The organism is Sphingobacterium sp. UBA2610, assembly GCF_002339225.1.
Taxonomy (GTDB): domain Bacteria; phylum Bacteroidota; class Bacteroidia; order Sphingobacteriales; family Sphingobacteriaceae; genus Sphingobacterium; species Sphingobacterium multivorum.
Window position 1 is genome coordinate 358,653 of record NZ_DDKA01000001.1, and the last position, 25,368, is coordinate 384,020.

Sequence of the window (25,368 nt, forward strand, 5' to 3'; positions counted from 1 at the left end):
ATCCTTTTAAAATTTTAATTCTTCATACAAACTTCGCAACCGTATTCTCAGGTGCTTCACTGCATACCCTTTTCGGCTGATAATCGTCTTTAGGTTCTCATTTTCCATGACTGCAATTTCCTGAAGAGTTTTCTCTTCCAGTTCATTGAGCACAAAAACCCGACGTTGTTTTTCCGGCAATTCCTCCAATGCTTTCATCAGCTCATCCCAAAAAATATCCTTAAATAATTTTAGCTCAGGATTATTGGAGTCGTCAGCTAAAAGGAGCTGACGAATAGGAAACGTACTTTCGCTATCCTCGTCACCCGCTATAAGCTCATCAAGCGATTCACTTTTCTTTTTCCGGTAGCTGTCTGTAATCTTATTTCGTGTGACAGCATAGAGCCATGCTCCCGCATTCTCCAATTCGTCCATATTGGTCAAACGGCTAAATTGATACCAGACTTCCTGTAAGATATCTTCTGCATCCTCCGTTTTCTTTACCCTTCCCTTAACAAAACGTAGCAGCTGACTTCCATAAGTCTTAACGATATCCGTAAATGATCTGGAATTTTTTTCTGCCATATGATTTTGGTATGCAATGTCCATAGCAGCATAGACGAACTAGTCAAACTTTTACTTTAAATTATTTTCATGAATCTTTCTTCTTGCTGACTTCAACTTTCTGACCAATAAGCACACGTTCTCTACCGTCTTCTTTCGTATACGCTTTGTTCGGATAAAGATACGAGATAATCAGCTAATAGCTGATGCATTCAACCTACTTTATCGGGAATAAAACAAAACCTTCATGACTTCGCAGACACCAACAGCAATGAAAGCAAACTGAAGGTTCTTTCTGGCCAATAAGATCAGACACTTTCAGAAAAAAAATGATGCTGTGTGGTCTATTACTTCCACCGCTGCTGAATGACTTTACCGTTATCGGTAATAAAAATATAACGGTATGCAGGGAAACGCTGAATTAATTTTTTTCCTTCTTTCTCACCAAGTACCATGATTGAGGTACTGAGGGCATTTGCAATCTCGGCGGAAGGTCCATAAATCGTCACTGAAGTTAATCCCGTAGCTGGATAACCTGTCACTGGATTTATAATATGTGAATACCGTTTCCCATTGATCTCCGCGTATTTCTCATAGCTGCCTGAAGTTGCTACGGCCATTTCATTCAAATGAAGAACTTTGACCATTTGATGGGGTTTGAACGGATTGTTTACACCCACTTTCCAGGCGTCCCCCCGGGGTGGGTTTCCCCAAGCCGAAAGATCTCCGGAAGCATTAACTATACCTGCTTCAATTCCCTTTGCCTTCATCATGTCCCTGCCACGATCAGCAGCATAGCCCTTCCCGATCGAGCCGAAACCGATCTTCATACCGGGCAATTCCAGAAAAATTGTCGAAGATGCACTGTCGAGACGGATGTGTTGATAGCCCACCTTGGCGACAGACCTTTTAACCAGATCTTCCGTAGGCATCGTGGTCATACTACCATCAAATACCCAAACTTTATCCAAGGCAACAATACTAATATCAAAGGCTCCGCCTGAATTTTGGGCATACTGGATCGCTCGCTTTGTTAATTCAAATACTTCCCTATCCACCTTAACGGGCTTAATTCCTGCATTGCGGTTCACCGCTGCTATTTGGGTTTGCGGACGCCATTCTGAAATCAGGTTTTCTATTCGATCTATTTCGGAGATGACTTCATCGATATGCTGATTTGTAATCGCGCTATCCCGATCTACCAAGCTGATTTCAAAAACAGAGCCCATAAGGGTAACCTGCCGCTTGACCAAGACCTGCGCAATCCCCGAAGTAATGGACACAAAGCAGAGCATTAAAAGCAGGGCACATTGTTTATTGTTCTTCATGAGATTGATCCAAAAAGGAATTATAAAGTCGATCTATACCAAAAGTAGTCTTCGTGACGGGATTTACCATTGTACCATCAATTTACTAATAACAATCCGTTAAGATTTGTCCACTTTCTTTGTAGTCGGCAATAGTTTTGCCGACATGCGCCAGGAGAAGTTCATTTAAAGTATGTTCAACATCATGCTGCATACGCAATGCACCACAAAGCAATACACAACCTCCTTTTTCAAGCAATTCGACAAAATATAGCGCATCCCGACGGATCAGGTCCATGACATATTGTGGATTTTCCTCGCGCGAAAAAGCCAGTTCAAGCTGCTGCAGATGTCCCAGCTTTATCTGCTCATCAGCAAAATCCACATAGTGCGCAGTCATTTCATTTCGATGGCGAAAACCAGCATACAGACGCAAAGGCGTCCTACTTTCATTTTCTGAAATCATGCCAAGAAAGGGTGCTACCCCTGTACCATTCGCAATTAAAGCGACTGCATTTGCTGCTTTCGGGAAATGAAAACTTGGATTAACCATGACACGTGCCTGGAGGGTTTGATTAGTTTCCAATCGATAGAGGAAGCTAGAACCAAATCCATCAGGAAACAATTTCACCACGAGCTGCACCATTCCATCTTTGTAGCCGATCGAATAAAAACGTTCACGTTGATCTTGCGCGGGATAGATTGCCAATAAATCGCCCGATTGCATGTTAATTTTACTTGCAGGCTTCAGCACTAAAGTAAAGGTCGTGTTAGTCGCTGAAACAGCAGACTTCGCTACCACCTTAAATTTCGTCAGTCCGACAACTTTAGCACTATAAATAGCTGGTGCAGAAGCGAGTGCAATAGTGGCCTGCGAAGACCAGTCATGTATCCATGAAATAAGTTCATCAACATCCTTATCATTAACGGTATGTAAGTCTGTTAAACGCGAAGCCCAACCTTGTTTTTCTAGTAAACAATCAATTTCGCGCGCATAAGCACAAAAATCGGGATAGGCTTTTGAACCAAAGCCGAGAACCGAAAATTGTACATCTTGTTTTTGTGGATGGCTATTGAGCTTTTGTTCAAATTGAAGTGCATTGGAGGGTGCTGTTCCTAGCCCGTATGTCGAAGTAAACACAAGCAAGTGTTTTGCCTTTGGAAAGCATTGATATTGATTCATTCCGAGCAGCAACGATTTTTGCCCATCCGCCAAGAGCTGTTTATGGATCTGATTGGCGAAAAACAGCGTACTTCCATTTTCCGTTCCGAAAAGAATAACAATCTCCGCTTCTTCAGGTTTATATTTATTCTTGATTTTTGTACGCGTGCGCTTGAATGTAATGACGAACCCTGTATAAATAAAGAACACAATATTCAACGATGCGAGCCCCAGTACAATAACCCATATAATATTGGTCTTACCCGTATGAAGGTCCAAAGACAACTCTTCGGCCAATGCAGTAAAGGGGTACTTGACTTCTTTATGCAAGCTTCCATTCAACTGGTTGATGGTCAATTCCCGATCGCGAAGCTTCAATACAAAATATTCGTCAGGATCGCCTTCCATAAACGGAAACTCCAAGGTCTTCAAATCAACAAGTTTTGTATTTTGGAATATTGAAAATTTTGCCACCTCCAATTCGATATCTTCCTTCATCTTATTGGGATATTCGATGGTTTGATTCGGCTTCTTTAAGATTTCAATACGTACCAGGAATAAATAGGTACCAGTTAGGGCCAATATCAAAATTGGTATCAAAAATAAACGTCCTGAAACAACGTGGAAATACTGGGCAAAAAAGTCCCGATTGATTTTGGCAAAGAAGTGTCGAACGCCCTGTTGACGCTTAACAATCAGAACAATTCCTGAAATAGTAATAAGAAACAACAGAAATGAAACCACACCAATAATCACCCGGCCGGTCACTTTCAGAAAGAGCGAGCGGTGTAAAGCTGTAACCCATTGAATAAATTGGGACTTATTCAATTGGGGACCAAGCAGACGCCCGGTATTCGGATCAATATAACCCTTCACGGTATTGCCATCAGCGTCTATGGCATCAATACTCACAAATTGATTGTGATCTACCGAAATCGCTATGATTTCGGGATAAACCTTGCGCAAGGCTGTTACGGACTGCGCAAGGTTTAAAGTTTCAATATGTTCAACCCGATAAGGTGGAATTTTTTCGTTTACAGCGTCAACGGCCAATATTACGCCAGTTATCGATAATAAAAGTAAAAAGACAGAAGAAACAATAGCTAAGGCTAAATGTGCATACCTCCAAATAGATACCAGCATTTTTACCCCTCTTTTATTGTATTTTATTTAACTTGACAAGTTTGATGTATCCCTTGCCGTTCGCTTTTTCGGTAATGGCTTCTTTTGTTAAAGGGATTTCAACATCGGCAGTATGATATTTTTGTTCCTCTACAGCAGATTCAAAACGGAGTTTATACCCTTTGTTGAACTTCGATTCGTCAATATCCAATGTACGCATGGCACGGTCACCGCCACCAACTGACGCACCCGTCACCGCATTTAGCTTCTCTTTGGTCTTATTTTGAAACTTGTACCATTCCTTGATCGTATTATACCATTGCTTATCAGATCCCAATACGGCGAGTGTTTTTTCGTAAGCTCCACTAGGATTAATCAGTGAAATCACGACGTAGGCTTTCTCACCTTCGTAGGCATTCATTTGGATCATGCACTTATATTTAGCTGCCTGTGCGAAAGAGCTTAGGGCTGCCATTGAAAATAAAAGAGTGGCTATCGTTGTTTTAAATATGTTATTCATCTTCAATTGTATCTAATTTTAAGGTATCCGTAGTCCGTTCAGCGTTACCAATATTTCTATTATTTATCGGGATATTTCATCGATATGATTAGAAATACCACTGAAATACGATGTTGTCTTATTTCAAAAAGTCAAGCTGCACATTGGACTTAGCTAAGAAATCGTTCTCTTTCGCCAGGTCATAAGCTGTTTCATCGAATTCTGTTTTCAATTCCTTTTTTGCACCAAGCGAAACCAATGTTTTTAATATGGAATCGTCTTTAGCTAGGAGAGCTGCCTTATGTAGTGCCGTCGTTCCTTCTTTATCTTGTGCGTTAATGTCTACTCCAAGTTCGCTAGCTTTCTGGATAAGCTTCACATTCTCTTTGGCTACTGCCAAATGATACAATGTACTACCATTTTTTTGCGGAGCAATAACGTCCAATCCGTTCGTCTTAAGGATCGCTAATTTTTCTTTAAACTCATCCCCTTGTGACACATTTCCCTGACCACCTGGTCTGCCCCCCTGTGGCAATTCCTTGTAAGAATTAAACCAATAGAACGCTAAGTTATTGCCCTCCTTATCCAATACCTTGGTATCGGCTCCATTTTTAACCAATGCCGCAGCTACTTCAGGAGTTCCATTTGCTATTGCTTTAGTCAATGCAGATTCTCCTTTTTCATTTACAGCATTCACATTTTTCGCTTTAGTAAGCAGCAACTCGACCAATTTAGCATCTTTACCACTAGCAGCCACCATAAGTGCCGTATTTCCTTCGTTGTCAGCTTTTGCGACATCTACACCTTTATCCAAAAAATAATTGATCACATCCATATCTGGCCTACGAACCAAAGCATGCAGTACCGTAGCACCTTCCTTATTTACCGCCTTAGGATCCAATTTGAACTTTTCAACCAAATAGGTATAAACCGCCAAACCGTTAGAAGCTTGTCTAGAACCTTGAGTCGCAAAAAACAACGCATTGTTGGTTGGCTTTACACCACGGGCGATGAATTTCTCCATAAGCGCGGTATTTCCAAGTTTAGCAGCATAATCCGTTACCGTACGGCCCGACTCATCTTTATCTTGAATAGATAATCCTTTTTTTATGAAATAATCCGTCAATGCCAGGTCCTTGTCTGCAGACGCTGCAAGCATCATCAAAGTTGCACCACCTTCATATTTCTGTTTGGGATTCACACCTGCTTTAAACAAGGCATCATACACAGCAGTATTTGTATTTCCTGTTGAAGCTGCATAAGCGACAATTGGGTAACCATGGCTATCTTGGTAATTGACATCAGATCCCTTCGCTATTAAAAAATCGACCAATTCAGCATTTCCACTTGACGCTGCCCAGTGTAAATAACTACGGCTGTGATGTGTCTTCTTGGTTACACTATTCCCTTCTTGTTCGATCATGAATTTGACGACATCAGTCGGAGCACCATTTAATATAGCCATAGTGACCGGATCAAAGGATGCCGCATTCGGCTGAGAAGGGCTATTTCCTTTGCTGATTTCTACTTTAACAACGGTCAATGTAGGTTTGCCCTTCCAGAACTCGCCGTTCATCAACGAGTTTGTCTGCGCCTGTGCATAAGATGCAGCGAATAATAAAGCTGCCAAAAGTGTCTTTTTCATTCTTTTATTTGTCTTTTGAAGGTGATGGAGCAACATAACCTATTCATTCCCTACTCAATTATTCTGCAAATTGAGCTTTAATTATACGATAACACGGGTCGGAATATATCGTGTTGGTTTCATCAGAATATGTGTAAACGCGTATATTTTTAGAACATGGATGCGTTCCGAATTCGATGTTTGCAACAATTTCTGCATACAGACAAGCCCATGTTTAAAATAGACCAACTACTTTATTTAAATTAATTCTAAATTAATGCAAATCTAAAAAATATTCCCAAACCACAAAAATTAATCGTGCTAATTTTTATTGATCAATTGCCCTGAAAGGCTTTCGGCTTCATCCGAACAACATCTGAAAGAAGATTGTTAAACTTGCAAATGCACTAAAATTATCTTACTTTACTTAAAATAAAGTGGTATAATGAGCAAGGTAGTTTCCAATTTTTATACAATCAGCGCAACGACTGAACCTGAACATAAAATTTTCTATCGTCTGTATTTACCCGACGACAATCAAATAGTGGCAACATTACTCTTGGTTCATGGCATGCAGGAACATAGTGGTCGGTACGAAGAATTGGCCAGTTATCTGACTACACAGAATTTTGCGGTTTTAAGCTACGATCAATTGGGCCATGGAAAAACGGCGCTACAGGTCGATCAATTGGGTTATTTTAAAAAGCATGGGGCTAAAGAACAACTTATTGATGACGCCATTACAATGAGCAACTTCTTACGTGAAACCTATCCGCAACTGCCTCAATTTATTTTAGGGCATTCCATGGGATCCTTTGTTACACGTTGTGTTTTACAAAAAATTGGTCGGCAATTTAAGGGGGCCATTATCGTGGGGACAGGCCAACGTCAAAAAGGTTCCGCAGCTTTTCGCCTTCTACTCACTCTTCTCAATAGTATTGCCCCTAAAAGAAGAAGTAAATTGATCAATCGTATTTTTGACAAACGCAATAATGCCCGGTTTAAGAACGAGCCAAACCAAAATAATAGCAATTGGTTAAGCATAAGTAAGGCAAACCGTATTTCATTTTTGGAAGATCCTCTTTGTGGGGGATTGTTTACCAACAATGGGTTTCATACCGTATTAGACCTTTCCTTGCAAGCGACAGCTATCGAGGCTACCAAGAATATCCCAAAAAACCTACCAATTGTATTTATCAGCGGACAGGATGATCCAATTGGAGATTTTGGAATAGGCGTTGAAAAAAGTGCGGCACAGTTAAGGGCACAGGGACAGACCGATATAACCCTTAAATTATATGCAGGCATGCGGCATGAAATTCTTAATGAAGACTGCAAAATGGAGGTATTCCAGTTCATCAGTAGCTGGCTTCATCGCCATTTACTTTAGTTTCCGACTGTAATATTTCCGAATAGGCTCATCTAAATAGTTAAAGACTAATAAAGATAAAAAAATCAACAACAGCATTCCAATAACAATAATCACAGCCATTTGCTTATTCGATGGGTGATTAAGTTCTACATAGCTCATAAAAATCCAGATAAATGGATAATGAATGATATAGAGCGGATAGGAGATATCACCTAAAAACTTGCATAACTTCTTGACCCCTCCAAACACAGGCTGCCCTCCTATCCCCGGTAAGAGTAATAAAGGAAAATAGAAGATAACGACAATAGGATCAATGTATTTACCATAAGCTTCAGAAAATGGAATAAAAAATACGGCGGCAAGTAGACCTAGAACACTGAAAAAAGGAAGCTTGTTGGAAATGGTCCAGTTCGATCTAAAAATAAGTAGTCCCATTGAAAACGAAAACCATAAACGAATTCCACCAGCCCAAAAGTTGTCTGCTCCAAAACCGACAGCTAAATAGCCCGAACGAAATGATTCGGCACATAGCGCTGCTGCACCAAGGAGCACTATCCCCCAAAGAAACTTTTTTGGAATCCGTACCAGTACCAAAGCATAGGCTATATTGGCGATATACTCCCAAAATAGCGACCATGTAGGTGGGTTTAAATGAAAAAGATTAAAATAGCGTTCTGGTACAACCGGGTATGGAATCAACGTTATCCCACTAATAAACATCCCCATCTTTTGCAAAACAGAAAATGAGCCAGCCAAACTGCTGAATGGATCGTAAATAAATGCGAATAAACCAATCAACGTACCGATGATAACCAATGGGTGCAATCGCAGCAAACGCAAGAGAAAGAATCGTTTTAGACCGATTGTGGCCAGCTTCTGATCGTAGGCATAGGCAATGACAAAACCCGATAAACAAAAGAAAAAATCAACGGCTAAATAGCTATGTGGAATAAAACTATTGCGATAATCCGGTTGTGCAATTTCCATAAAGTGAAACAGGACGACTGCGATTGCGGCTACCCCACGCATGGCGTCAAGAAGTTCAAAATGTTTCTTCGTTTGATGTATCATATTTTTTATTGGCAGCGAAAATTAAGACCGACGAAGATCGGAGATCCGCTGCTAGCTATTGAAAATTCTATTTAGTATTAAACGTTGGTGCCGGTTGCGGCGCAACACTGCTGGTTGCCCCTTCAATTTTGGGCCAGTCCCTATCCCAAACAACCTGATCCAACAATAGCATCCGGCGATTTCCCCCCGTAGCGACACGAGGCTGCTTTGGATCAATACCATGATAGAGTATCCAATCTTTTCCTTTGTCGTCTGTAATAATGCGCGAAGTGTGACCTGTCCCCACAAATTGATCATTTCCTTTTAACAACAGCGTTCCACTCCCCCGCTGTGTAAGGTTGCGGCCTTCTTGATCCACATAGGGTCCTTTCAGATCACGAGAGCGCCCCACAAGAACATGATAACTGCTTTTTTCTCCTTCACAACAGGAGCCTTTGGACCCGACAAAGTAATAGTACCCTTTCCGTTTATGAATCACAACGGCTTCAAAATCTCCTGCGGCAACTTTAAATTTTTTATTTAAATCGGGTACCACTGTCCCATTTTTATCCAGTTCAACACCATATGTACCCTGCGTGCTCGCATCGCTAAAACTGCCCCAGAATAGATAGTTCTGCCCATTTTCCGTAAAAAAATAAGGGTCTATTGAATTCGGCACATCGATCTCCTTGCTATCAAAAAGTTTACCTTGATCGATAAAGGGGCCTTCCGGTCTAGCTGCTAGGGCTACACCGATGCCGGGATTGGGATCACCCCATGTGGAATAGGCATAATATAAGAGATACTTACCATTTAACTGCACCACATCGGGTGCCCAGATTCCGCCTTCAACTTTCCAACCTGGTTTTGAGCTGAAGGCCGTACCAATCCAAGTCCAATGAGCAAGATCAGCCGATTGTAGAATAGACACCAAACGTTGCCCCTTTCCGTCGCCCCAATTGTCGGCTGTCCCGTACGCATAGAACATTTTGCGCTGTGGGTCTCTAACGACTGTAGGATCAGCAAGTATGGGCTCAAAAACCGGATTGCTATAGGTTTTATGCTGAGCCGTAGCATTTGTTATTTGTCCCGACGGCTTCACTGAACCTGTAGCGCTTCCACAGGAGCTCAACAGGTTCAGTACGGCAACTCCGCCAATCCAATATCTGAACAACATTGCATTCAACATCTTATTATTCTATTTATATTATTTTCTATATCATGGGAAAGCTATTTTGCTTTTCCCAATTTCTCTTCCAACATTTTGATAAAATAGCCCCCGACAACGGATCTTGCTTTAAATCCAGCTCTTTCAGGACGGTCTGTATAGGTCCAATCCGACATGGGAACGCGATCGGTTGTTTCGTTCATAAAACGGTAGACTGGCTTCAAAAATACCTCAAAGGTAGGCTTATCATCTGCCATGGTCGCCGTCCAAATAATCCAATCCGTTTTGGTGTAAGGCTGACGATTGTCCAGGGGAAGTCCGTATTTATTTTGTTTGCCGAGATAGTATTTAATTTCAGTTTCACGGATAGAAGGGTCGAAAACATCCATCTTAAGCAATTTATCCCAGACCATATTATACTTTTGACTCCAGGTTCCACTTTTATCAAAAGTTAACTTATAGTGATCCCCATCTTCGGCCATCTCTTTCCATTTCATCGCCATTGCTTTTGCTTCGGTCAGATACTTTTTCGCCGTAGCCTCTTCACCAAGCATTTGGGCCAGATAACCGTAAGATGCGATACCTAAAATAGCTTTAATTGATAAATTGGCATTATGCGCAAAATGGCCTGCAAAATCATCTGTACACAACTGATTTTCGGGGTCGAGACCTTTATCGACTAGGTAATCTACCCAGGTAGATAGAACTTTCCAATGTTTTTTGGCATAAGCTGCATTGCCTTCAACTTTGGATAAAGCATAAGTTAATATCAGCATATTGCCTGATTCTTCGACAGGCATATCCCCTCCGTAGGTTTGACCATTCGCCAAAGGATAGGTTCCAACGTCATGCGCCGCAAAAGGCTTTGTCCACTTATTGCTTTCACTATAATAAAAAATAGCGTTCATTAGTGCTTTTGCCAATTCCGGATTATAGTATAAGAAAATCGGAGCTGAAGGATAGGTTACATCAACCGTTCCTATTGACCCATTGCTATCATTTTCTTTGGACAGTAAAAGCAGATCACCATTGGGTGCCTTGACAAGTTTATGGGCAGCGATTGCCTGTCTATAGGCCAGGGCACATAGTGCTGCATAGTCCTCGCCTCCGTTGCGCAGCGCTGTACCCCATAATTCGGCATCAAATTTATCAGCAGCTTTTTTAAGAGCAGCATACTCTTTGTCGGCCAGTTCAAATTGCTTCTCAATCGTACTATTTCCACTAGTATTCCAATAAGGCCGTAAATTTTGCCCAAAATATTGGATGGAGTACAGATCATCATAGCCCAACAAGATCTTATCCTGATAGCTCGATGAAACATCAAAAGTTTGCATCAGTGCCAATTGTTGACCTCCATTTGAAGAAGAGCTATTTTCACTCTTCAAAAAATTAGAGCGTAATTGATGGCTACTTCCGACCGCGGACTTTGTCTTTGATTTTGCACCAGCCATATAGAAATACCCCCAATCTATCCGTAGGTCGTCACCTTTCCTTCCTAGAATCTGCTGGCTTTTGCTTCCTGTCTTTACAAACTGGAGATTTCCAGAGATAAAGGAACTGCTTGCCGCATCTTGAAGTGGAGAATTCAGTGCCCAATTTGGTGCTGCCTCCAAATAAAGTTGTACCTGGTGTTTCTTTCCATCCTTCGCATGGACCATATAGGAAAGATAATTTACGGGTCTAGCCATTAAGTCCAATTTATCCAGAAACATCGGCGCAGTAAATGTAATATTTAAATCGACGGGCCCGCAATTAAACGTGTAATGTGTCTGTGTTGCCTGCACATTGGAAGCGATCTGCTTCGCCTCATTGTCAAAATGAATGCTACCTTCTTTTTCTGTAAAGAGTCCAAAATCAAAATATCCGTTCGCTACCCTATTATAGCAATAACCCGCCAGTATATTTTTTCCTTTTTTCAATGTTTTTACGACATGTTCGGGCAGTTTGACCCGACTATTTTTACCTGTCGAATTACCTGTATTAACAACTTCAATACCGTTGACGTACAAAATAGCGTCATCGTCATGTGTAAATTCTATATATACAGATTTTCCTGTCAGATCCTCAGTCAGTTCAACTTCCCTTCTAATCCAAATTTTAGGTTCCTGCCAATCAGTCTCCACATTGGGTTCTTTGTCCTTGGTACCGAATGGTGCTGCCCCCGTCTTCCATTGCCGTGCATCAAATGAAGGTTTCATCCAGTCGGAGGCGGGTTCACTGACAACGTAACTTCCCCTCCATGCTGCATGTTCCCCCATCCGTGCCAGAGGCAAGAGTTCCGCTTCTTCTTTGCCCAAAAAGCGATAGGATTTCCCATCCACTTTAAGGACACCCAATAAGGGGAAGGATTTTCCGGTCCAATGTCGTACAACATCCGCATTTAATTCGTTGCTATAGGACCAGGCACTTGTATTGGGGTCAATTGTTACTAAAGGATAGGCAGGCGCGCGAAGCTCATTCTTAAGGACTTGTTTTTGTGCAAACGACGATACCGATTGACATACAATAGCCGTTGCAATTAGTAATTTTAATTTCATTGATTTCGTATAAAATAGGTTTAGGTTGACAGGTATACTTTCAGCGATAAATTTAGGCCGCAACTCGGGTTGCGGCCATATCGCTATCAATTATTTGGTAGGTGCATTATAAAGCGCCTGATGTGCAGCTTTCAATTCCGCTTCAGGCATTTTGACAACTTTACGATCATAGGTCATCAAACCATTTGTTTCTACTTCCACATCTGTTGTCTGTGTATAAACAGCGGCAGACAATCCCATAGGAATTAAACGTGTCAAGTCATGGATCAGGCGTTTATAGCGCTCCAATAATTCCGTTTTATTTTTAAAACTTTGGTATCCCCAGTTGTCTTTCTGTTGCCAGGAATGTCCGTCTATTGGTAATCCCAGACCACCAAATTCACCCAATGCTAGCACTTGCTTAGCGCCAAACAAATTTGGATCAGGCATGGCTGCATCTGGATAATTATGGATATCCAAGATATGTCCAGTTTCCATAAAGTTACCACCACTGGCACTATTTACGAGTCTAGAAGGATCATTAGCTATTGTCCATTCCGTTATTTCTTTTGTTTTGAATTGCCCCCAAGCCTCATTAAAAGGTACCCAGATGACAATACTTGGGTAGTTGTGCAATACCTCCATAATGGTTTTCCACTCTTTTCTGTAGTAACCCTCAGATTCCTGCGAACGTACTTTATCCCTATTTCCTCCTGAAATCTTTCCTGGTTGCATATCCCAATGGTTTCCGCCAAGATCGCCGCTAGGCATGTCTTGCCAGACAAGCATACCTATACTATCACAGTATCGATACCAACGCGCCGGTTCTACTTTGATATGTTTACGGATCATATTGAATCCCATTTCCTTTGTTTTAACAACATCAAACTTCAGCGCTTCATCCGTGGGTGCTGTATGTAGACCATCTGGCCACCAGCCTTGATCCAAGGGACCATATTGGAAGGTAAACTTATTGTTTAACATTAAACGTTGAACACCATTTTCGTCTTTCTGCATAGCTATTTTCCGCATGGCAAAATAGCTTTTCGCCTGGTCTACGATTTTTCCTTTTCGAATTAGCTGAATTTCCAAATCATAGAGCTTAGGGTTACTCGGCGACCAGGGCTCCAAATTGGGTACCGAAAGATCAAAAGATGTATTGGGTTGTCCTATTTGTTCTTTAATAAGCTTTCCGCCATCCAATGCACGCACCTTTATCTCGTCACCGGCTTGACTTCCTTCTACGGAAGCTTGAAAGGCCAAGACAGCATCATCCAATCGCGGAGTCTGTTTGGTGCTCACTATATAAGTTTGTGGAACACTTTCTAACCAAACGGTCTGCCAAATTCCCGTAACTGGTGTGTACCATATACCATTCGGCTTATTTACCTGTTTACCGCGTGGTTGAGGTCCATCATCAGTCGGATCCCATACCCGAATGGCTATTTCTTGTTTTGCTCCTTTCTTTAGAAAGCTTGTCACATCCATCGAAAAAGGATCAAAGCCCCCTTCATGTCTTCCGACCAATTGGTTATTTATATAAACGTCACATTGCCAATCTACCGCGCCAAAATGCAACAGGACTTTATTTTTATTGACAGACTTGTCCAATGTTATGGTATTATTATACCATAAGGCTTTATCTTTTCCGACCTCTTTACCAACACCAGACAATGCCGATTCAATAGCAAAAGGAACAAGGATATTTCCGTCCCATTGACGAGGAATCTCTTTAGTGCCTACTGGAGTGACAGCATATTTCCATAGTCCATTTAAATTCTGCCAGTTATTGGTTCTGGTTAATTGTGGTCTAGGATATTCAGGATGTGGCTTTTGGGCCGTTACTTTCTCGCCCCAAGGGGTTAATATATGTGACCCTGCGGGTTTCCAATCCTGAGCAAAGTTCAATTGTGCTGCTATCATCAAACTGGCAAAAAATAGGGTTTTCTTCATCATAAAAAATCGTTAAGTCATTTATTTATATATCGTATTTACATTATTTCACCGTTGGAAAAGCAGCAATGCGCAAACGTGCTGCACCCATGGGAATCAGTTCAACTTCCTGCACCTCACCCTTTGTTTCCACAGGACTCAGGGGCAATACGCCCGTTAGTCCATTTTCATCAATTTTCCATCCATCAATACGTTTCGCTTTCACAAGAATCGAAATGGGTACTGCTTCTGCGTCGAAAGGAAATGCATCTTTAGGCCATGGTCGTTTGACAACTTTTAATTGATCAACAGCTTGCAACTGATTTTGTACAAGTCCATAATTCCACTCACTTGCAGGAAGGATTTCATAGGATGGCCATTTTGATGGATCTGCAGTCTCCTGCCATTTGGAATCCCCAATTGCCGAAGCCTTACTGTCCTTTTTCACATAATTCTCTTTGATTTTGAGTGCATAGGTCAATGGTCCACGCTGAATACTAACTGAATTCTTGTTGGCTGTCCATGTTTTCAGATCTATGGTCATCAGTAAGGAAAGTTCGACTTTGTCACCGTCTTTCCATTTCCGTTCAATCCGAATATATTTTGCACCGCCTTCCACAGCCTGGCTTTTACCATTAACGGTTACTTTTCCTTGTTTCACCCAGGCTGGTATACGGAGATAAAAGGGAAAATCAACCGTTTTACCATGTGTTACTATTTCAAATCGCAGCGATTCTTCAAACGGATAATTGGATTCTTGTCTGATCTGAATGGCTTGATTGTTTCCGACTTTGACTTCAGCTTTTGATGCGGCATAAAGTACTGCCGCAACACCATTATCATTCGTTGCCATATACAGATGCTCCGCATAATATGGCCAGCCCTGACTGTGATTATGTTGACAACAACGTGAACTAAAGGGGTTCATCATTAAAAATGGCCCATTGTTATCAATCCCGGGAGCATGATTATGGCTGTCGCTGATGGTCATATTTGGACTTGTAATATACCTTAAGGCCTTGAAATCTGCTGTTACGGCTGCTGGATAGGTATTGAAAGCGACTTCCTCCGCATGATCTGCCCAAAATGGGTCGCCTGTTATCCCAAGAAGGATTTCATTGGACGCCATCTGTTCGACCATACCACAGGTTTCCACCCCTTGACGGGGATCGGTATATCCTGGACGTGCATTTTCATCGGCACCGAACATACCGCCTGGAACCTGACCAAATACCTGCCTGACAAAATGAAAATTAGCGTAGGTCGCATTCAGGTCTTCACTCGATTGGCTTTTCAGATAATAGGTTGCCGGCTCTCTGAAACACTGCGCTACATTAACATTATGCCAATTCGGCAAATCATCTTTCTGGCGCCAATTGGCGGTATTCCGATGGATTTTATCCGCTAAATCCATCAGCCATTCATTCCCCTGTGTTCTATTATAGAGCCAATATACGGATAGCAAATTGTCGCCACCACGGCTATTCTCCCAGTAGTCCTTGAGAAAAAAACTATCCGGCAAATTGGTCTGCCATTTAAAATAATTGGTCATCAACGTTAAAACACGTTGGTCACCGCTATATTCATAGTAAGATTGCAAACACCATAGCATCAACATATTTCCCCAAAGATCCGGTTTGTTATTACGTAGGATCAATGGTCCAAAGTATCCATCAGGACGCTGGCTTTTTAGCGCTGCTTCTAACCAGATCTTTGACTCCGTTATGATTTTAGGATCTTTCAAGATGTAGCCCAAATTAGCGTAGCCTTTTAACCAATAAGGAACTTCTTCCCAGCCATAATCTCCTTTCCCATCCGTACTTAACCAAGCATTATTTTTTTTGGACAACCAAGCACTAATTTCGCCCAGATGGCCTGTGAGACCATCTTTCTGTAGCTCCAGATACTTCCCAAGCCAACCTTCGGGGACGATACTGCCCACGGGTAATTTTATCAAGGCATTCTGTCTTAAAGGCAATCGGTTATTAATATAACTTAAATTTTTCCCCTCCACCGGCAGATGATCAACAGCAGTTACGACATGGCTTTGCGCTGAACTTAGAAAACAAATTCCAATTAAATAAGATAATAAACCGATTTTTTTTGTCATTATTGCTTGATTAGTTTATAACAGATTATCCAAAAATAAGGTTTAATGAATGAGTTGGATGATTGATTTTTCTCAAAAAACTGCCTATTTGTATCAAATAATTAATACAACCTAAAACGTTTTAAAGTCTATTAAACAGAGAAAGTACACCTCTTTTCAGTGGTATACTTTCAAACCAATCATTATTAAATATGTATTATTTTACTGAAAAACGATACAGGGATTTCGTTTGATATACTTGCCCCGGGTTTAGGACTGTTGTTGGAAAAGCTGGCTGATTCGGAGCGTCCGGAAAATGCTGCGGTTCAAGGCAAAAAGCCGTACGAAAGGAATCTTTTTTACCATTCTTCAACTGTACTTGTTCGTTCATAAAGTTGCCGCTATAAAATTGAATACCAGGTTCGGTTGTCAGAATATCCATGACCACCCCTGATTTATCACCGATCACATGTGCCGCTTTAAACCAGTCGCCATCTTTCTCTTTACTTAAGACAAAATTGTGGTCATAGCCCTTTCCAAAACTAAGCTGCTGGTCATTGGCATTAATATCTTTTCCTATCGGTTTCAAGGTTGTAAAATCAAAAGCTGTTCCCTTTACCGGTCCTAATTGCCCTGTGGGTATTAGTGTACTATCTACTGGTGTGTATTCATTGGCAAACAATTGAAGCTGATGATCCAGAATGGTACCACTTCCTTCACCGTTTAAATTAAAGTAAGCATGGTTGGTCAAATTGATCACCGTCTTTTTATCGGAAGTAGCACGATAAGCTATCATCAATTCATTATTATCGTTCAGCGTATAAGTCACCTCCATTTGGATGTTTCCTGGAAAGCCCTCGTGTCCGTCAGGTAAGGTGTAAGCAAATGTAAGGGATGATTTATCTGACGATTTTAATGTCCAATTGGCAAAATGCACACCTTTAAAACCGCCATGCAGCGTATTAGGACCGTTATTTACTGCCAATGTATAGGTTTTATCATCCAACTTAAATTTGCCTTTGGCGATCCGATTACCAAAAGGCCCTACAATAGTACCAAAAAAGGGTTCTTTGGGATTATTATAATCAGCCGCTTTAGAAAAACCCAAAACCACATCGCATAACTCACCCTTATTGTCAGGCACCCATAATCCCACTAAACGTGCACCAAAATTGGTAAAATAAGCTTGTACGCCATTTTTATTGCTCAGTTCATATAGATAAGCCTGTTTTTGATCAATAGTTCCGCTGAACTGTGCGGTATCCATGAAGGCCGATAAAGAATCTGCTTTTGAAGTTTTGGAACCAGTCGATTGCTGACAAGACACACAAAAAGCGAGCATTGCAGAAAGACCAAGCAAGGTCAATTTTCCTCTCATTCGTAATATTTTAAATGGTTTATAATCTTTGTTTAGATAGAACTTACGTCCTTTTCTAGATTTTTTATAATTTTAGCGATTACAATATATAGGCTAAAGTCTTAATTTTTTTAGAAATTTTAAGATTAAATTGTTTCATTTTAGCACTATTTTGTATCAATAACCAAATGATCATGATCAACCTGAAGCCTTTACGATTTCTATTTTTTTTGTTGCTCCCTTCGTTGCTACATGCGCAACCTTATTATTTCAATCATTATCAAATCAATGAAGGATTGTCAAATAATGCTGTCATTTGTAGTATGCAAGATAGTCAAGGCTTTCTTTGGTTCGGTACAAAAGATGGATTAAATCGCTTTGACGGTAACAATTTCAAACATTTTGATGCATCAAAATCTGGAAAAAACAGCTTAGGGGGCAATAATATTATCTCGCTGAAAGAAGACTTTCGAAAAAGAATTTGGATTGGAACAGATCAGGGAATTTATTGCTACGACCCCGTCGACGAGCAATTTAGACTGCTGAGCAAACAATTTGAAAATGCGGATGTTCCCGTTATTATTACCGATCAACGCAAAAGGATTTGGTTTATATCCAATGGAATGCTCTTTTGCCATGATTTAGTTAGTCACACAATCCAACAATTTACAAAATCCAACCTCTATATTACGTCTCTAAGCTGCACAAAAAATGGAACTGTATTTTTTGGAACTCCCGAAGGTAAGATCTTTCAGATAGGTTCCTCTGGAAAACCCGAACTCATGCTTGACTTTCAAGCAAAATATGGCGCCAAGGATTGGTTTAGTATTGAGAAAATAATGGAAAACCGGGACGGAGACTTATTGATTGGTACGTCAAAAACGGGTGTCTACAGTTACAACTTTAGAGATAAATCTCTCAAATCCATCCTAGGTCCAGATCAATTGCATCAATTTCTTTATGTAAGAGATATTATACAGCCAAATGATCATGAATATTGGTTTGCAACGGAGTCTGGCCTCTTCATTTATCAAATTGCTAGCCGACATTACATCAACATTCAGAAAGAACAAGAAAACCCTTGGGGAATATCTGACAATGCCATTTATAACATCCTACAGGATAAAGATGAGGGTATTTGGTTGGGCACTTATTTTGGTGGGATTAACTATTATCATAAGAACAATAGTATAATCGAAAAATTCCTTCCACAAGATCGCCCCGGGAGCCTAAAAGGCTCTGTCGTACGCATTATCAAAAAAGACATCAACCAAAATATATGGATAGGTACCGAAAACGGAGGTCTATCTAAACTGGACCCTAAATCTGGTTATATCCAGAATTTCTCCGATAAAGAGGGGAATCTTGCAAACAATAATATTCATGGTGTTCTTCCTATTGGTAACAATCTACTGATTGGCACCTTTGTTAATGGCCTGGACATTTTTGAGCCCAAGCTTCAAAAAGTTATTTATCATATTGATCGCAACAACAATGCAAACCCCTCTGATCTACAAAGCAATTTTCTTTTCTATCTCTATAAAACTCGAAAAGGAGACATTATAGCTGCATCTACTCGTGGCTTATACCAGTTCAACCTTGAAAAAAAGTCTTTTCACCTCATTGACAATGTCCCTGAATACATGTTTTATACGACTATTTTGGAAGATAAAACGGGTAATATCTGGGTCGGAACATGGCGTGATGGACTATTTTGTTATAATCCGTCCACGCGTTATTTCAAACATTATACACATCGTCAGAATGATTCCAATTCCTTGCCTAACAATAGGATCAATAGCTTATTTGAGGACTCGCGCAACCAGATCTGGATAGCCACAGAAGGCGGAATGGCAAAGAAAAAATCAAATCAGGACAGTTTTGAGAACATTGGTTTGGAGGAAGGAATGCCTAGTAACGTCACGCTCGCATTTTTAGAGGACAAACAAAACAATCTCTGGGTAAGTACTTCTAAAGGCCTGGTACGCTACCATCTTCCCAACGGAAGAAAACGGATCTTCAACTTGGAGTCTGGTCTACCGACAATTCAGTTTAATTACAATTCATCTTTTGATGACGACAATGGGAACTTCTATTTCGGTACCATCAATGGGCTTATTCGTTTCAACCCGGAAAAGCTAAACCAAATTGATTATAGGAATCAAATACCGATTTATATTACTAATTTTTACATCAACAATAGAGCAATCAATCAATATACGGATCCAAATATTCTATCCAAATCAATCTTATTCACTGAGAATATCAAACTAAAACATGACGAATCATCCTTCAGTCTTGATTTTGCAGCATTACATTACCAAGCCCCCCACTCTATTCACTATAGTTATAAAATGGACGGTCTTGACGACAATTGGATAGACATTACAAGCAATCAAAGGGCTTATTTTACCAAACTTGCTCCAGGAAATTATGTTTTTACCGTAAAAGCGGAAGACCCCAATGGGAATACGATTCCTACTTTTGCCATTCTTAAAATCACCATTCTTCCCCCAATCTGGGCGAGTGTACCGGCTTTTATCTGCTACGCACTGTTTTTTACCGGACTGATTGCCTTTATTATTTATCATTTCAATGAAAAGATCAAGCAGCGCAATCGACAGCACATTTTAACCGTACAAAATCTACGCGAGCAAGAACTCTATCGTTCAAAAATAAATTTTTACACCGATGTTGCTCACGAGATACGCACACCATTAACATTGATCAAGGCCCCCTTAGAGAAGCTTATGGACAAAGTAGATCATAATCCTGTAACAGACAAGCTACTATTGACCATGCAAAACAACACGGAGAAGTTGATTGCCCTTAGTAATCAATTACTGGATTTTAGACAGGTCGAAACGGAAGGTTTCAAATTACACTTTGAATCGGAAAACATAAGCCAAACGGTACAGGAAATTATCAACAATTTTACAGTTACACTCCAGGCTCAGGGAAAGCAGATGGTAGCGCACATTATGCCAGATATAATAGGTCAAGTAGATACCGATGCTTTCGACAAGATATGTTACAACCTCTTGAATAATGCCCTTAAATATTCTTCATCCTATATTGAAGTGAATTTGAATATGGATAAACAGAAAAATATCTTTATATTGACCGTGAAAAACGACGGAGCTTTAATTCCTTCAGAAGAAAGGGAAAGAATTTTTGAACCATTCAATCGCTTAAAACAAAATAAGAATGTTCCTGGAAGCGGCCTAGGCTTGGCATTGACAAGGTCCTTAACGTTAAAACACCAAGGTACCCTGTTATACAGTACAAACGACCTCCAATTGAACGTATTTAGTTTGACATTGCCTTTGAATCACAATACAAACCCATAATTATGAATGCCAAATCCAATTTATTATTAGTAGATGATCATACTGAACTACTTGAATTCATTGCGGATGATCTCAATGAGGATTATCAGATAACAACGAGTTCCAATGGTAGGGAAGCGCTGGATTTATTAGCCACTGAATATTTTGATCTGATCGTCAGCGATGTGATGATGCCAGAAATGGATGGTTTTGAACTCTGTCAAAAAATTAAAGAAGATATCGCATATGCACACATTCCAGTTATACTCTTAACGGCAAAAAACAGTATTGAATCAAAAATTCAGGGTTTGGAGTATGGTGCCGACGCTTATATTGAAAAACCCTTTTCACCTGCCTTTTTAAGAGCACAAATTGCGAGTTTATTAAAGAATAGAGTTAAAGTCAAGGAATTTTTTATTAAAAATCCGATGTCGCAAATACAGCAAATCGGTCAAAATCAAAGTGAACAAGAGTTTTTGTTGAAGATTGAAGAAATCATCATGCAACACCTCGATGACCCACAGTTTAATGTGGACCGAATGGCCGATATACTCTGTATGAGCAGACCTACACTCTACCGCAAAATCAATGTGGTATCGAGCCTATCGCCCAATGAACTGATTAATTTAACTCGGCTCCGAAAAGCGGCAGAACTACTTATCCAAAAGCAGCATAAGGTCTACGAAATTTCAAATTTACTAGGTTACAGTTCCGCAACACATTTTTCGCGCAATTTTCAAAAACAGTTTGGCCAAAGCCCGACTAAATTTCAGGAATCACAATCGAGGTGACCTATTATTTGAGCCATAACCTACATTCTAGATACAAAACTTAGGTGAACATGTAAGCCTTCCAATACATCTGTCCAAAATTTTATTCAAGTTGCTCTTCAATTTGAATAAAAAGAGAACCAGATTCGCTAGGAATCTGGTTCTCTTTTAAGAATTGGATCTGCTATTTGAAGCATATTTCGGCTCAGGTTTTCCTGATACAGATTGGCATTTTTATCTTGCTATCGAGTTTACCATTCAATATCTACCTGCACGCCATCAGGGCTATTTTCAAATTCCAGTAAATAGGTTTTTGTCCTCGTATCCCAATTTACTTCCAAAAACATATCGTGTTTACCTACCAAAACACGCCTTGGCTTATTAGGCAATAATATACGCGAAATGTTAGTCGTATTAATCGGGCTTTTTGCAGTAAATGAATACCGATGATTAGCCGTTCTTTCGTTGTCGATACGACTTGCGGAAGCTAACACCTGTGGTTGTTGTTTGTTCTTTATGTGATCGATATTCACAAACAAACACTGCTCATTCGGCTGTATACTTTTGGACGTGATAATGGGCAAAGCTGGATCGTAAAGATCAATTAGATTTCCCTTAACCTGATAAGGAAGATTGCTCACACTCTCATCCAATACAGCGACCAGATCGTAATTGCCTCGCGTCAGTGTAAAATAATTTTTAAATTGCAGCTTTTTCCCTTGACCAATACTTTCATAAAGATTCTTGGTCACATCCAGCAGTTTCTGACTGTTATCAGGTTTAATCACAAATTCCTTAGGATCGGATCGTAATACGTACAAAGTACCTTTCCCATACCTGTATTTTCCCTCTCTTGCCATTTCGTCCTTCAGTCCCATCTGCTCAAATAGATGATCGGATGGCCTTTGATACTGTCTACCATTGCTATTCCACCATTCCTGTACCGATTGAAAAGGATCGAGATCCGTTCCACAGTAAATTAAGACGCCACCATTTCTCACCCAATCCGCGAGGTGATGATGTGCTTCAGGGGCTAAAGGCTTCATATTGGAATAAGACATGAGCAGGACTCTCGTGTCCGCGAGGGCATTCTTGACAGCTAAATTCTCCAAATGAACTGTTTTTATAGGTACCCCGCGTTTTAGGAAAGGAAGGGCGAGTCCATAAAAGTTGGCTAATTGTGGATCATCATATCCTTCATGTGTAGGAAAACGCTGGAACATCAGTGAATTTGCCAAGAGCACACTGATCCCTGTCGACCCAGAGACCTTGCCGGCTGATTTGGGCATACTGTTCAGGCTATTGATCATCACCTGCATCTGTGTCGAATAATGTCTTGGTATTTTTTCTTTTTGATCACTATTAGGACTTGTTTTATACAGCCCCTCATAAATACGTTCTGGCCAGGGCATCACCTCATAATCGGCGATATTCGGATATAAAAGCTGTGCTGTGAATGTCGCCTGATAGTTTTTCTTGTAGTCGGCCCAATCCCGAGGCCAATCTTCGATCGGATCTGTCAAAAAAAACATCTTCCGTCCAGTTGGTGCAGTCATCGATTCCATTGCACCATATTCCAAAAATGCCGTTTCGAAAACCCGTTCTTTTGCGACGCCATTAAAATAATTAGGCTCACGTGAAGTTCCTGTCCATACCTGCGCTATATAACCATCCACACAGGGAAGAGAAGCCAAACTGGCTTCGGGACTAACGATCATCCACTGCGAATAGTTGATTAAAGAGTGTGTCGGCACATAACATTTTACGTCCATCCCTTTGGTTTTACCGTAGGATTTAGCATAAGTAAAGACTTCATTCAGCGCATGGAGATATAAAGCATACTTCAATTTATTCGACAAGTAAGTGTTTTCAGGCGATTCGTGTTGCGGCCGCCAATCAAAACCATAGTACCTTTTCCATTCACTTTTAAACGATTCGCTGTATCCGGCACGTGCCCAAAATTCGGGCTCTTCCATAAATATGGCATCGATGCCAGCATCAATGACCCTTTTGACATGCATCTCCTTAATATACTTTAAATAATTTTCAGTGGGAACGATATACGGGACCATATGACCATGCCAGATCGTATCGCCTTTGACATCGACCTGTCCCTCATCCAGGTGCATCTTCCCATCCCATTTCCCTGTAAAGTAATCTTGGTACTCGCCCCAAGCAATCCCAGTCATAAAATGAGCAATATATCCCTTATCACGCCAAGATTTTACACGTTCTTCAAAGGGTACCTTTCGGGATTTGTCGGAAGGATTCCCTCCTGTTCCATAGACCATTACCGCATCCGCCCGGTTATCAATTGTTGGACGCCACTCTCTGGCGCTTTGAAATGTCGTCTTTACGGGATCTTTCTTTTGGGCGACTGTCGTCAGCGCCGCCAACATCATTAACGAGAGTATGTTCGTTTTTATCATAATTTATTGTCTATTTCTATTACGTAAGGTTTACGCCTATATTCCCCCTACTATTCAACAGGTTTAATCCATTAGATCCAGCAAATGAAGAGTGAGCCTATGATTTTAACAGGCTCGCTCAACATGGAAAGATGTGCTTATTGAATATCGACCCTTTTGGCTTCGTTATAATTCCATCTGCGCGTTCCCGTCCCGCGGGGCGTATCGTAATTAATTCGCGAGGCTGCCCGAATGAAAACCGTCCGCCCTTTTGGGATTTCTCCCACAGATTCGAGATCAATAACCTGCCCTAATTTTGCGTTAAAACTGTTGCCCCCATACTCGATCTTGCTAGACCAACGTTCGTCCCGCGCTCTATACCCTACCGTGGAGGAATAGCTGACAAAGAATTGTATATCTGTCACATTTAAAAAATCCACATTATAATTTCCTAGAGGTTCAATTTTATCCCGAAAAAACTGTTCGGTTATAGCGCGGGTAACTTTTACCTTGGCTTTTACCTTTCCGTTTTCCACAACCGGATTTCCTACCCATTCGACTTTGAGAAAAGGATGTACCTCCATCTTGATTTCATGCGAGCCATTCAGCTCCATGTTTTTGCTGTCATCTGATAGCACCTTCCCATCGCCATCGGTACGCACCAATGGAATAAAAGGTCCATCAACAGTGATATTGTAATTACCTTTAAGCAATTTCGTGTTTTGAAACGTTCCATCAGGCATGCAATAAAAATCAGGATTGTGCTCCACATTGTCACCCCAACTGAGCTCTGTCAATCGAACGCGGATACCCTCACTTCCCTGATCGGTCAATATGGGTTCGCCGGTCGATGCGTCGACCACAATACCTTTTAATGCCACCGAAGGGGCTTCATAATTATCTGCCTCAAAAAGGCTGCACGAACTTAGCATACATATGACGCCTATCGCGCCGAAAACACTATTTTTCATCTCTTTACGTTTAATGATGGTTTGAATGTTCCGAATTTATTTGCTTGCTATTTTCCGGAACGCTGCTCCATCAGTAATTCACTTTGTTATTAGAATTTCAGGCCTTGCAAGTGACCTGTGCCTGGCGCCTCGAAGCGCTCAGCACAGCA

16 protein-coding genes are annotated in these 25,368 nt (G+C 40.8%); 3 read left to right on the plus strand and 13 right to left on the minus strand.

Features of this window, described 5'->3' with window-relative positions:
• Positions 1–6: 6 nt before the first annotated feature.
• The 5 genes from B4Z47_RS01675 to B4Z47_RS01695 form a co-directional block, all read right to left on the minus strand.
• Positions 7–564 carry an RNA polymerase sigma factor gene (locus B4Z47_RS01675; protein WP_201303555.1) on the minus strand — a complete coding sequence of 186 codons (558 nt, stop codon included), beginning with the start codon at positions 562–564 and terminating at the stop codon, positions 7–9.
• 326 nt (positions 565–890) lie between these two features.
• Positions 891–1,871 (minus strand): FAD:protein FMN transferase, encoded by a 981-nt coding sequence (locus B4Z47_RS01680; protein WP_201303556.1) that lies wholly within the window; start codon positions 1,869–1,871, stop codon positions 891–893.
• Positions 1,872–1,956: 85 nt separating this feature from the next.
• Positions 1,957–4,155 (minus strand): PepSY domain-containing protein, encoded by a 2,199-nt coding sequence (locus B4Z47_RS01685; RefSeq protein ID WP_201638976.1) that lies wholly within the window; start codon positions 4,153–4,155, stop codon positions 1,957–1,959.
• Between the two features lie 13 nt (positions 4,156–4,168).
• Positions 4,169–4,654 carry a DUF2271 domain-containing protein gene (locus tag B4Z47_RS01690; protein WP_070567915.1) on the minus strand — a complete coding sequence of 162 codons (486 nt, stop codon included), beginning with the start codon at positions 4,652–4,654 and terminating at the stop codon, positions 4,169–4,171.
• Positions 4,655–4,772: 118 nt separating this feature from the next.
• Complete coding sequence (locus tag B4Z47_RS01695; RefSeq protein WP_201638975.1) at positions 4,773–6,278, minus strand: ankyrin repeat domain-containing protein; 1,506 nt, start codon at positions 6,276–6,278, stop codon at positions 4,773–4,775.
• A gap of 424 nt (positions 6,279–6,702) precedes the next feature.
• On the opposite strand from B4Z47_RS01695, the gene B4Z47_RS01700 reads away from it, so the two are divergent.
• Complete coding sequence (locus tag B4Z47_RS01700) at positions 6,703–7,647, plus strand: alpha/beta fold hydrolase (protein WP_201638974.1); 945 nt, start codon at positions 6,703–6,705, stop codon at positions 7,645–7,647.
• Here the strand turns inward: B4Z47_RS01700 and B4Z47_RS01705 are convergent.
• From B4Z47_RS01705 to B4Z47_RS01730, 6 genes are all read right to left on the minus strand, one after another.
• A complete protein-coding gene (locus B4Z47_RS01705) occupies positions 7,639–8,700 on the minus strand; it encodes an acyltransferase family protein (protein ID WP_201638973.1) in 1,062 nt (353 codons plus the stop codon). The genes B4Z47_RS01700 and B4Z47_RS01705 overlap by 9 nt on opposite strands.
• 67 nt (positions 8,701–8,767) lie before the next feature.
• Positions 8,768–9,856 carry a family 43 glycosylhydrolase gene (locus B4Z47_RS01710; RefSeq protein WP_201638972.1) on the minus strand — a complete coding sequence of 363 codons (1,089 nt, stop codon included), beginning with the start codon at positions 9,854–9,856 and terminating at the stop codon, positions 8,768–8,770.
• A 53-nt stretch (positions 9,857–9,909) separates the two neighbouring features.
• Positions 9,910–12,384, minus strand: coding sequence for a glutaminase family protein (locus B4Z47_RS01715; protein WP_201638971.1), 2,475 nt, complete (start codon positions 12,382–12,384; stop codon positions 9,910–9,912).
• A gap of 90 nt (positions 12,385–12,474) precedes the next feature.
• Positions 12,475–14,319 (minus strand): glycoside hydrolase family 2 protein, encoded by a 1,845-nt coding sequence (locus tag B4Z47_RS01720; RefSeq protein WP_286726622.1) that lies wholly within the window; start codon positions 14,317–14,319, stop codon positions 12,475–12,477.
• Positions 14,320–14,359: 40 nt separating this feature from the next.
• Positions 14,360–16,405, minus strand: coding sequence for a beta-L-arabinofuranosidase domain-containing protein (locus B4Z47_RS01725; protein WP_286726623.1), 2,046 nt, complete (start codon positions 16,403–16,405; stop codon positions 14,360–14,362).
• Between the two features lie 196 nt (positions 16,406–16,601).
• Positions 16,602–17,762 carry an aldose epimerase family protein gene (locus B4Z47_RS01730; protein WP_201638969.1) on the minus strand — a complete coding sequence of 387 codons (1,161 nt, stop codon included), beginning with the start codon at positions 17,760–17,762 and terminating at the stop codon, positions 16,602–16,604.
• A gap of 173 nt (positions 17,763–17,935) precedes the next feature.
• Between B4Z47_RS01730 and B4Z47_RS01735 the strand changes: the two genes are divergently transcribed.
• The gene (locus tag B4Z47_RS01735) at positions 17,936–21,091 is read left to right on the plus strand and encodes a sensor histidine kinase (protein ID WP_201638968.1); all 3,156 of its coding nucleotides are present in this window, start codon (positions 17,936–17,938) and stop codon (positions 21,089–21,091) included.
• A 2-nt stretch (positions 21,092–21,093) separates the two neighbouring features.
• Positions 21,094–21,861 carry a response regulator transcription factor gene (locus tag B4Z47_RS01740; RefSeq protein ID WP_286726627.1) on the plus strand — a complete coding sequence of 256 codons (768 nt, stop codon included), beginning with the start codon at positions 21,094–21,096 and terminating at the stop codon, positions 21,859–21,861.
• Between the two features lie 230 nt (positions 21,862–22,091).
• On the opposite strand, the gene B4Z47_RS01745 is transcribed toward B4Z47_RS01740, so the two are convergent.
• Both B4Z47_RS01745 and B4Z47_RS01750 read right to left on the minus strand, forming a co-directional pair.
• Positions 22,092–24,269, minus strand: a complete 2,178-nt coding sequence (locus tag B4Z47_RS01745) for a hypothetical protein (protein WP_201638966.1) — start codon at positions 24,267–24,269, stop codon at positions 22,092–22,094.
• Between the two features lie 137 nt (positions 24,270–24,406).
• Positions 24,407–25,219: a DUF3823 domain-containing protein gene (locus tag B4Z47_RS01750; RefSeq protein ID WP_201638965.1), complete on the minus strand. Its 813-nt coding sequence runs from the start codon at positions 25,217–25,219 to the stop codon at positions 24,407–24,409.
• Positions 25,220–25,368: the final 149 nt, after the last annotated feature.

Coding starts and splice junctions, on each gene's coding strand:
- B4Z47_RS01720 (WP_286726622.1), bottom strand. CDS start 14,319: ATGATGAAGAAAACCCTATTTTTTGCCAGTTTGATGATAGCAGCACAA.
- B4Z47_RS01675 (WP_201303555.1), bottom strand. CDS start 564: ATGGCAGAAAAAAATTCCAGATCATTTACGGATATCGTTAAGACTTAT.
- B4Z47_RS01695 (WP_201638975.1), bottom strand. CDS start 6,278: ATGAAAAAGACACTTTTGGCAGCTTTATTATTCGCTGCATCTTATGCA.
- B4Z47_RS01715 (WP_201638971.1), bottom strand. CDS start 12,384: ATGAAATTAAAATTACTAATTGCAACGGCTATTGTATGTCAATCGGTA.
- B4Z47_RS01685 (WP_201638976.1), bottom strand. CDS start 4,155: ATGCTGGTATCTATTTGGAGGTATGCACATTTAGCCTTAGCTATTGTT.
- B4Z47_RS01725 (WP_286726623.1), bottom strand. CDS start 16,405: ATGACAAAAAAAATCGGTTTATTATCTTATTTAATTGGAATTTGTTTT.
- B4Z47_RS01745 (WP_201638966.1), bottom strand. CDS start 24,269: ATGATAAAAACGAACATACTCTCGTTAATGATGTTGGCGGCGCTGACG.
- B4Z47_RS01750 (WP_201638965.1), bottom strand. CDS start 25,219: ATGAAAAATAGTGTTTTCGGCGCGATAGGCGTCATATGTATGCTAAGT.
- B4Z47_RS01705 (WP_201638973.1), bottom strand. CDS start 8,700: ATGATACATCAAACGAAGAAACATTTTGAACTTCTTGACGCCATGCGT.
- B4Z47_RS01700 (WP_201638974.1), top strand. CDS start 6,703: ATGAGCAAGGTAGTTTCCAATTTTTATACAATCAGCGCAACGACTGAA.
- B4Z47_RS01735 (WP_201638968.1), top strand. CDS start 17,936: ATGATCAACCTGAAGCCTTTACGATTTCTATTTTTTTTGTTGCTCCCT.
- B4Z47_RS01730 (WP_201638969.1), bottom strand. CDS start 17,762: ATGAGAGGAAAATTGACCTTGCTTGGTCTTTCTGCAATGCTCGCTTTT.
- B4Z47_RS01710 (WP_201638972.1), bottom strand. CDS start 9,856: ATGTTGTTCAGATATTGGATTGGCGGAGTTGCCGTACTGAACCTGTTG.
- B4Z47_RS01740 (WP_286726627.1), top strand. CDS start 21,094: ATGAATGCCAAATCCAATTTATTATTAGTAGATGATCATACTGAACTA.
- B4Z47_RS01690 (WP_070567915.1), bottom strand. CDS start 4,654: ATGAATAACATATTTAAAACAACGATAGCCACTCTTTTATTTTCAATG.
- B4Z47_RS01680 (WP_201303556.1), bottom strand. CDS start 1,871: ATGAAGAACAATAAACAATGTGCCCTGCTTTTAATGCTCTGCTTTGTG.